The organism is Acidisphaera rubrifaciens HS-AP3, assembly GCF_000964365.1.
Lineage (GTDB): Bacteria > Pseudomonadota > Alphaproteobacteria > Acetobacterales > Acetobacteraceae > Acidisphaera > Acidisphaera rubrifaciens.
The window spans coordinates 1-2217 of the sequence record NZ_BANB01000764.1; the positions used below are offsets into that span (position 1 = coordinate 1).

The 2217-nt window shown below is 72.6% G+C and carries 2 protein-coding genes and 2 pseudogenes; 3 read left to right on the forward strand and 1 reads right to left on the reverse strand.

Annotated features, from left to right (window positions below):
* The 3 genes and pseudogenes from B8460_RS17405 to B8460_RS17415 all read left to right on the forward strand — a co-directional run.
* A pseudogene (locus tag B8460_RS17405) lies at positions 1 to 306 on the forward strand (hypothetical protein); the annotation flags it as partial.
* Entirely contained in the window at positions 303 to 773 is a 471-nt protein-coding gene (locus B8460_RS17410) for a YidB family protein (RefSeq protein ID WP_048862889.1), read from the forward strand. The pseudogene B8460_RS17405 and the gene B8460_RS17410, both read left to right, overlap by 4 nt.
* Before the next feature lie 112 nt (positions 774 to 885).
* Complete coding sequence (locus B8460_RS17415) at positions 886 to 1686, forward strand: SPFH domain-containing protein (protein WP_199445686.1); 801 nt, start codon at positions 886 to 888, stop codon at positions 1684 to 1686.
* A 242-nt stretch (positions 1687 to 1928) separates the two neighbouring features.
* On the opposite strand, the pseudogene B8460_RS23485 reads toward B8460_RS17415, so the two are convergent.
* Positions 1929 to 2183, reverse strand: a pseudogene (locus tag B8460_RS23485) (Hint domain-containing protein); the annotation flags it as partial.
* Between the last annotated feature and the right edge of the window lie 34 nt (positions 2184 to 2217).

Consider the following 2217-nt stretch of genomic DNA (forward strand, 5'->3'; position numbering starts at 1 on the left):
GCCGCCGCGCCGACGGCCGGCAGCGAGAAGCCCGCGATGCCGGCGAAGCCGTCGGCCTCCGCCGCCGGCGCCAGCCGCTTCACCACCGAGGCCGAGGCCCGCGCGCATTGCCCGGGCGACAAGGTCGTGTGGGCGAACCACAACTCGAAGGCATTCCACCTGAGCGGCGACCGCTACTACGGCAAGGGCAAGCACGGCAGCTACATGTGCATGGCCGAGGCGACGGCCGCCGGCTACCACAAGTCGGGCACGCACCACCCCCACACGCATAGCGGCGCGTCGTCCTCGACCGCCAAGCATTCGTGAGCCTGTTCGGCGATATCGTCGGTTCGCTGCTGGGCGGCTCCGCCCAGCAGCAGGGCCAGGTTCCCGGTCAGCCGCCGGCTCAGGCCACCAACGTCCCCGGCGCCCTGGTCGGCCTGCTCAGCCAGCCGGGCGCGCTGTCCGGCCTGGTGGAGCACCTCAATCAGGCAGGCCTCGGCGACGTCGTGCAGTCCTGGGTCTCGAACAGCAGCGGTAACCAGCCGGTCGATCCGTCGGACCTGCACGCGGCACTCGGGCCGGAGCTGGTCCAGCAGCTGGCCGCGCATACCGGCCTGCCGGTCGGCGACCTGCTGCAGCAGCTCGCCACCCATCTGCCGCAGGTGGTGGACGGCATGACCCCCGACGGTCAGGTGCCGTCGCACGAGAGCCTGACCGATATCGGCCTCGGTCTGCTGCGCAGCCGCTTCGCCCCGGCCGCCCAGCCGGCGCCCGGCGACGACGCGACCTGATCGTCGCCCGCCGGGCTGACCCCGGCGGCAGGCTGCGCGCGGCACCGCCATGGCCATGGCGGCGGGCGGCGTTTACGGTTCCGACACGCAAGCCGAGGAGCATGCGACCGCGATGGCCGCCCTGATCCCGGTCCTGATCGTTGCCGTCCTCGTCATCCTGCTCCGCAGCGTGCGCGTGGCGAAGGAATGGGACCGCGCCGTGGTCCTGCGCCTCGGCCGCTTCGCGGGCGTGCGCGGGCCGGGCCTGTTTCTGCTGATCCCGCTGGTCGAACGCGTCGCCGCGTTGGTCGACCTGCGCATACAGACCATCTCCATCACCGCCGAACAGGCGCTCACCCGCGACACCGTCTCGGTCGGGGTGGACGCGATCGTGTTCTGGCGCGTGCACGACGCGCGCGCCGCCGCCGTGAACATCATCAACTACCGCGAGGCGATCGAGCGCGTGTGCCAGACCACGCTGCGCGAGATGATCGGCGCGACGGAGCTGTCGCGCCTGCTCGCCGACCGGCACGAGGCCGATACGCAGCTGCAGGCGTCGATCGCGCAGAAGACGGCGGTGTGGGGCATCACCGTGCAGGCGGTGGAAATCCGCGACGTGGTCATCCCCGCCGCCCTGCAGGACGCCATGAGCCGGCAGGCGCAGGCCGAGCGGGAGAAGGACGCCCGCGTCACCCTGGCCTCGGCCGAAACCGCGATCGCCCGGCAGGTGGCGGCGGCGGCGGAGATCTATGCGTCGAACCCGGTGGCCCTGCAGCTGCGGCAGATGAACCTGCTCTATGAGATGAACAAGGAGCGCGGGACCACCGTGCTGGTGCCGACCGAAATGGCAAGCGCCCTGTCCAGCCTGCTGCACCCGGCGCCGGCCCCCGCGCCGACACCCGCGCCCGCAACCGCGCCGGCCGGCCCCGCGTAGGCCGCCGCGTCGCGCTGACGTGCGGCCAGCCGCATGCGCACCTTTGCCACGGCCGGCCCGGTCACCATCAGCGGCGCGCAGGCTGCCGCCTCCCGCCGCGCGCTGACCAACGCGGCCTCAGGGGCCGCTTCCCCGCCCAGGTCGAAACCGGCGGCGGCGTCCCCGAAATCCCTGCCGGCAATCTCCAGATAGGTTTCGACCGGCAGCCCCTCGGCGCGCACCACGTCATGCCGGTCCAGCGCGACATGCAGGTAGGTGACGACGTCCACCGCGACCGACGCCACCGCGTCACCGGTCAGCAGATACTTGACCGGAATCAGCACACCCTCGGCGTACACCGCATGGTCGGGAGACAGATACAGGTCGCGCGACGGCACGCCCGGGGCAAAGGCGCCGGCGCGCACGCGGACTGGCCGCAGTCGCGCGGGCAACGGCGCGGACGCGGACGCGATCGTCCGCCGACCGATCCAGACGATGGGCGCCGCCCGCCCGTCCACCGCCAGCAGATGGTCGCCGACCCGCAACGACTCC

Coding starts and splice junctions, on each gene's coding strand:
- B8460_RS17415 (WP_199445686.1), top strand. CDS start 886: ATGGCCGCCCTGATCCCGGTCCTGATCGTTGCCGTCCTCGTCATCCTG.